Source organism: Motilimonas sp. 1_MG-2023 (genome assembly GCF_030547455.1).
Lineage (GTDB): Bacteria > Pseudomonadota > Gammaproteobacteria > Enterobacterales > CBDFNC01 > Motilimonas.
This window is the reverse complement of sequence record NZ_JAUOPX010000027.1, coordinates 50,751-57,239: the sequence shown is the minus strand read 5'-3', so window position 1 is coordinate 57,239 and position 6,489 is coordinate 50,751. Positions and strand designations below refer to the sequence as shown.

Below are 6,489 nucleotides of genomic sequence, written 5' to 3'. Positions count from 1 at the left end.
GAGGCCATGCAGGAGCATTTCATTCTTGCAGCCAATCAATTTACAAACAGCTCAGTGATAATTGCAACTTTGAAAAAGATAGTAATTACCAACTAGAAGAAACAGGAGAAGACGAGTGTTAGATGTGACTAAATTTGAAATTACCAGTTTTTGTCATGTTATTGATGAAACATATATTGCAGAGTTTGAGAAGCGTATTGGCACTAGCCTGCCAGATGCTTATAAGGCTTTTCTATTGCGCTTTGGTGCTGCGTATCTGAGCCCCGCAACTGTCCCGTTAACCGATCCAGACGGAAATAACTTTAGTGACATGCCTTATGAAACAGGTGGTGTAAGCCTAGGAGTATTTTATGCTGCATCGTTTCGTGAGACAGGAAAACCCAGCAATGGATTACGGGATCGCAACTCCCTTAATGAGCAATATAGCGAATATACCTTGGATTACGGGCTAGACCCTGACTACATTCCTATCGCCGACGGTCATGCCAATAATATTTTTTTAATGAAGGTAAAAGGCGAGGGGGCGGGCGGTATTTATTACTGGCTTAATAAGCGCTACTGCCTGTTAGCCCATAGCTTTGAGGCATTTTTAGATAAAATCCCTTATGAAAAAGAGCTGAATGTGGATGAATACTTGGAATCGATTAAAGATGTTATTACTGATGAAGCCGACTATGAATGGCGCAGAAACAATTTTTTAAAGCAGCATAAAAAAATGCGTGAGCAATACCAAGTTAAAGAGCAAGGCCAGCCGTAATCTTGCTATCTATATTTTATAAGAAAATAGTATGGCGTTTAAGTTAACCCCCATTGCGCTATTGCTGGCTACTGGTTTAGTCGGTTGTGGCGGTGGGGCTCACCTAGCGGCAGCAGTGCTGAGCGAGCCATTACCCCAACGGTTGCGCCAACAATCGAGCCGCCAGCGAACACTTTACGCACGAATGTAACGGTTGTTGGTGATTATTTAAGCAATGCTTTGGTATGGATGGATTTAGACGGCGACTTTTTATTTGATGCCAACGAGCCATCGGTAAGAACTAACGCGAATGGGGTCGCTACCCTTGATTACTCCGAACAATACAGCGTTAACGACTATCACTTAGTGGCCAAAGCCATCGCCGGTGAAACCGTGGATATGCGCACCGGCAAAACCGTAACGCGCGATTATTACCTCACCACCCCAAAAGGGAAAAACGTGATCACGCCATTAACCAGTTTGACCCAAGGTTATGTTGACCAAGGCCAGCTGTTGGATGATGCGGTAGCTTTGGTTTGTCAGCGTTTAGGGCAAAACCAATGTGATTTATTTAAAGATTATGTGGCTGATAAAGACCATGTGCAATTGGGCCATGCCCGCGCTTACATGAATATTATGCCCAGTGGCGCTAGCAGTGAAGTGAGCTTTAGTTTAGCGCTTGATAACGCACAACAAATTGATGACGCCCTCGCTCAATGGCAGCTAGACAACCAATTAGACAGTGACAGTATTAACTGGCAACTAGTTGACGTGGTATTAGACCAAGCCGGTATCGCACAAGTGAATACGGCGATGGCGGAAGATTACTTAGCTAATCGTGATATCGCCTTAGTAACGCTATCTGCCAGCTTAGAGAGATTAGCCACTGCCGCGGTAGAGATGGGCTTAAATCGTCAAAGCACTTCTATTTCAGTTCCGTGCGCAAAATCGGGTAGCACAGGTAAAGCGTTTCAAGTGGGTGAGGTGCCTAATACTGTCGATGGGGTTGTGGTAACAGGCGCGGAAGTATTTGATAAATGTACCTTATCGTATTTAGAGCGTGACATGGTGCAAAATGGCATGATTGAGTACAAAGGTACTTATCAAAATAGCGCTTTTGGTGGTGATTTACTCAAGCAATCGGGTCAAGTCGATTATAACCTTGCTAGCAATGCTTACGCGGAAGGAGTTGATTTCACTACAGAAGCTAAAGCCCAAAGCGTAGCAAGCTATAATGCTGCCAACAAAAACTTTGCTGCTAGATCAACAGGGATCATTAAACTGACCGTCAACGGCCAACTTTATCTGTTTAAAATAGGCAAAGATACCGATACCTTATATTACCCATATCCTCACCCTGTAACAGGCAAACATCGGTTTACTTCTGGCTCAGTCTCTGTTTTTGAAAACACCGTTGAAACCGTTTATGAAGTTGACCAATATGGCTGGTGGACCGAAATTGCTGGTCAACGTTATCAAGTTAAAGAGTATGCACAAGAATAAGTTAGCTCGGCTATTCGGTTAATGAAAAAGTCGACGAGTTGATATTTCCTGCATTATCGGCCTCAGGTTATGCCTGAGGCCGATTTTTGTTTAAGTCTTGTGTGTTTTTAGGTAATAAGTGAATTTAAACTAGGGGTTACATTCTACCTAGATGAGACCGTAAGCCATTCATATAGTCCTGGCGATAGAAAGGGTCTATGTCGTCACAGATACCGCGATAGATTTGGCCAGTTGCACCCAACCATGTCGCATTTTGACTGCAGTACTGTTTTTTACCAATCATGTAGCCTTTGTTATAAGCATTGAACGCTTGGTTATTTAGGGTATTAATACTAACGCCCCATTTTTTTGCTAAGCCCTGTTTTGAATGTTGAATAAAGCCTTTATTTGCATGCTCTTCGCCATAAGCGTGCCATGCTTGTGGGTTATTCATTTCAGGTTGCTGTTCCATGGTGTCATATGATGCACAGCCAACTTGTAATGCTAGTACCAAGACTATTAATAACGACTTCATCACGACTCTCCATTGCTAGTATTCTTTCAACTCACGAGCCACTGATTGTTACTGTCAGCCAAGTGAATAAATATTCGTTTGAGCTTATCCAATATTAGCAGGGAGAGCTGTTATCGTCCAAAGTGATAAGTTGTTTGAAGGGGCTCTAGCTTAAACGGTGTTGCCTGTGTAACCCATTGTTTATTAGTTAAGTTAATGCTTTATTACTTGAGGGGTTTGCCGTTTAAGGCTTTTAGTTAAGCCAAATCTCATTAGCTCTATCATTATAGGTTGAATCCCGTTAGCTTAGGTAAGCCTAACGGGAGTGGCTGCTTTTTAGAATTAGTAGCTGATTGGGCTATGCACTTTTTCACCATCAAGCCACCAACCTGATTCATTAATAATCAGTTCGGTGGTTTGGTTATTTTCACGAATAATGATTTTCCCTGATGATATTTGGCCGTTTATGACTAAAGGTTGGTTTGTAGGGTTGCTGAATGAAAAATGATAATTTTCCCCTTTGTAGCTCAGCTTAGCGTAGCCATTGATGCTGGTTTGGTAGTTAGCACCTGCTGATTGATAGTTTGCTTCACCAGTTAATTTGAGTGTGCTAGCAATACCGGCTAGGCCTGCGGTGTAGTTGTTTGTAAACGATAAAGTGTTAGTTTGGCTAAGTAGCTTGCCTTGTGCATTACGAGTTAACTGGCTTTGGAAGTCTTTAGTTGAATTAAACACTTCGCCACCTTGGTAAAATGAGCAATTGTTTTGTACGACTTTCTCAACAATCGCGCCTGCGCCACCTTGGGTTGCTGAATTGATTGCGCCGGTGTTAGTTTGGGTGCCGCCGTTAGTACAGTTAAAGGTTCCGATGTTCGTCTCAGCGATTTGCCAGTCTTGTCTGAGGCCTAGTTTAATGCTGTCTGCAACGGCACTGTGCAGCTCGCCTGCTAGCTGTAACAGCACCATATTGCGACCATTGTTATATGCCGAACTAAACTGGCTACTGAAAACGAGTTGGTCAAGGCTGTTTTGTATAATGTTAAGGGCTGCCCAGTTGACGCCATTAATGTTGAGATTGTTGTCTTTCAGCCAATTATTCATGGCAAGATCGACACTGGCTGCATTATCAAGGGCTATTGCGAAATCGATGCTATTATTACCATTGGGCATGATGTGCATGTAAGCACGCGAGTAGCCTAATAGTTGATCCGCCTTGGTGGCAATATAGTCATCATAAATTCGGCAGTTTTCAGCGTTAACGCGCTGGCAAATAAGCTTTTCAGCATTTTCTAAGGTTTCACCTTGCTCGACATAACCTTGCACTAATGAGGTGAGTGGTGTGATGACGGATTTTTGTTTCGGTGTGGTTAAGTAATAATCACGGGTGACGGCTTGTCCAGTACGGGTATCAATGGTGGCACCAGCAGTGGCCTTGGCGACAAGGTGGTATTCGGTCCAGTCAATATTCTCTGGGTAGGTTAGCGTTGCTTGGCCCATTTCATTGGTGGTGGCTGAAGGCTCATCGGCTTGATAAATAAAGTCGCCATTGAGATCTAACCATACTAGAGCGTTTTGTAGGTAATCATCGATCACTGTTACTTGTACGCTATTTACTGGGGTGACATCTGGCACCGGTGTTGGCGTTGCGACGCTGGGAGGTTTAGTGCCTTGGTTTGAATCGGTTGCACTTGAACCACCACCACCTCCGCCGCCACAGGCGGTAAGCGCTAAAGATAAGGCTAAGGTGCTAAAGACTAAGTTGTGGTTCATGTGTTACTCCATTTAAAATAATCGTCATAAAAATGTAAAAAAACAGAATCTTACCTTTTAAATATCAAAAAACAATCATTTTGATATGTAAGTTGATTGAATAAGATGGAGGTCTTAATATAAAAGGCAAGTATGCTTCCCAAGAAAGCGAGCTGGATATATCTCTATGCGTTTTGTGTTGTCATCTCTGAAAACAACTTTACGGTAAAAAAAATATACACAATTTGATCACGATAAGCTTAAGTAGAGCTGAGATTGAATTGCTAGCCAAAAGCTAAAAATGGCGACGTTAATTGAGTCTTTAAAAGCGTATCGCGATAATGATCTGAAAGCCCCTGAAAAAATAACAAGGAGAGCACTTGCTCTCCTTGTTGTCATGACTAAGCTATTGTTTACTATGGGATAACCTGCTCTGGATAAGTTATAACACTGCCATCGCTAGCAGTTAAGCTGATAGTTAGTTTTTGGCCTGAAGCGAAGGTTTCATTAAAGTCTGCATTGTAGTTAAAAGTGACCCGAGTCGAAATGCCTGACAAGAAGCCACCTAAATCAGCGAGGTTAGTAACATCAAAGTATTCACTGCCAGTGTTGCTCGCAATTTTTTTCATTGCATCCACACTGGTTTGATCAAACGAATCGCTAGCGGCAATAATATTAACGGGAATGTTATATTGGTTAGCTTTCGCAATAATATCATCTGCACTATTGCTTGAATTATTATCAGAGCCATCGGTTAGCGCAACGATCATTGGTTTTGCCACATTAGCATTAGCTAATTGTGTAATAGCCGCATCAATACTGTCGTAAAATGCAGTTCCACCGCCAAAAGGATACCAACTTGCATGGTGAATATTGTCGGTGCGGTCAGGATGGCGGCTGGCTACAGGCGTAAAGTATGGGTCATAGATATCTGAATGCGGATTATATAGATCAATTAGTGTATGCAGTGTTGGGACATCTTTTACAAATCCAGTGGTACTGTTTATAGAATACTGAATCTCTGTATCATTGTTATCGAATAGTTGTAAATATTGCGCGATGGTGCTGTCTGTCATTGAATAAATAGTCGTTGAGAAGAGAGTAACCGCAATTTCTGCATCAGGATCGTTAGCCTTGGTCATATCAATCAATTGATGAGTAGAGGAGGCGACAAGGCTGTAACGCGTATGAGGATTCGAATCGGAGGCCGGAATGAAATTACCATTGCTATCAAGTACTGGAACACTCATTGAACCGCTAGCATCTAGAGTAATGGCAAGTGATGTTGAGTCACCAGCGATATTTTGTGAGCCGGTAATCTTTTTCGCCGCAATAGCTTGTGAGTCTAGAGAGAACTGAAACGATGACGTAGGTAAGCCTAATACGGCTTTTTTCGATTTTGAGTCAGTGATAATGAAGTTAATGCTGTTGTTGCTGGTTTTTCTAAAACCAGATAGTACAAATTTTGCATCATTCTCAACCGTTGAAACGACTTTTGAAGCATTGCTGGCTAAGAAGTTTTCAACATCACTTATTAGCTGTCGGAAGCCTTCTTTGTTTGCGACAACTTTTTCTATGCTACTAACTAAGCTGTCGGGAACAACAAAAACGAATTTACCACAAATATCAGTAATGACATCTTCACTCACTGTATTCCCTGCCACATCCCTTAACTGTACAGTGGCACCATTAAGTGGCATATAGCCGTCAGGAACATCTGGACACGAAGTATCACGAGATTGGATAGGCTTTATTGCTGCGCGAGCGCTAGTTGTCAAGCTCACGGGGACCACAAGTTGACCATCAATATTTTGATTAGTGACCGGTGCTGGCTCCTCGGAAGGTGTAATGCTAGGGGTGATGACTGGGTTGCCATCATTTGTACTTTTCGAAGAATTACCGCCGCACGCGGCTAAGGCTGAGCTCAGTAGGATTGCACTCGCAATTTTTGTTAGTTTCATGATATATCCATGTTGAGATTTTGTTGTCAATAATATATCAATATCGT

5 protein-coding genes are annotated in these 6,489 nt (G+C 42.5%); 2 read left to right on the top strand and 3 right to left on the bottom strand.

The features are described 5' to 3' along the window. Positions 1 to 115 precede the first annotated feature (115 nt). Both Q4519_RS14335 and Q4519_RS14330 read left to right on the top strand, forming a co-directional pair. The gene (locus tag Q4519_RS14335; RefSeq protein ID WP_303513341.1) at positions 116 to 757 is read left to right on the top strand and encodes an SMI1/KNR4 family protein; all 642 of its coding nucleotides are present in this window, start codon (positions 116 to 118) and stop codon (positions 755 to 757) included. Positions 758 to 841: 84 nt separating this feature from the next. Beyond that, positions 842 to 2,239: a hypothetical protein gene (locus Q4519_RS14330; RefSeq protein WP_303513338.1), complete on the top strand. Its 1,398-nt coding sequence runs from the start codon at positions 842 to 844 to the stop codon at positions 2,237 to 2,239. A gap of 136 nt (positions 2,240 to 2,375) precedes the next feature. Here the strand turns inward: Q4519_RS14330 and Q4519_RS14325 are convergent, their stop codons facing one another. The 3 genes from Q4519_RS14325 to Q4519_RS14315 all read right to left on the bottom strand — a co-directional run bounded on the left by Q4519_RS14325 (position 2,376) and on the right by Q4519_RS14315 (position 6,442). Continuing rightward, positions 2,376 to 2,753, bottom strand: a complete 378-nt coding sequence (locus Q4519_RS14325) for a DUF2799 domain-containing protein (RefSeq protein WP_303513335.1) — start codon at positions 2,751 to 2,753, stop codon at positions 2,376 to 2,378. 321 nt (positions 2,754 to 3,074) lie between these two features. Continuing rightward, positions 3,075 to 4,502 (bottom strand): hypothetical protein, encoded by a 1,428-nt coding sequence (locus tag Q4519_RS14320; protein ID WP_303513333.1) that lies wholly within the window; start codon positions 4,500 to 4,502, stop codon positions 3,075 to 3,077. A 395-nt stretch (positions 4,503 to 4,897) separates the two neighbouring features. Further along, the gene (locus tag Q4519_RS14315; RefSeq protein ID WP_303513329.1) at positions 4,898 to 6,442 is read right to left on the bottom strand and encodes a hypothetical protein; all 1,545 of its coding nucleotides are present in this window, start codon (positions 6,440 to 6,442) and stop codon (positions 4,898 to 4,900) included. Positions 6,443 to 6,489 lie beyond the last annotated feature (47 nt).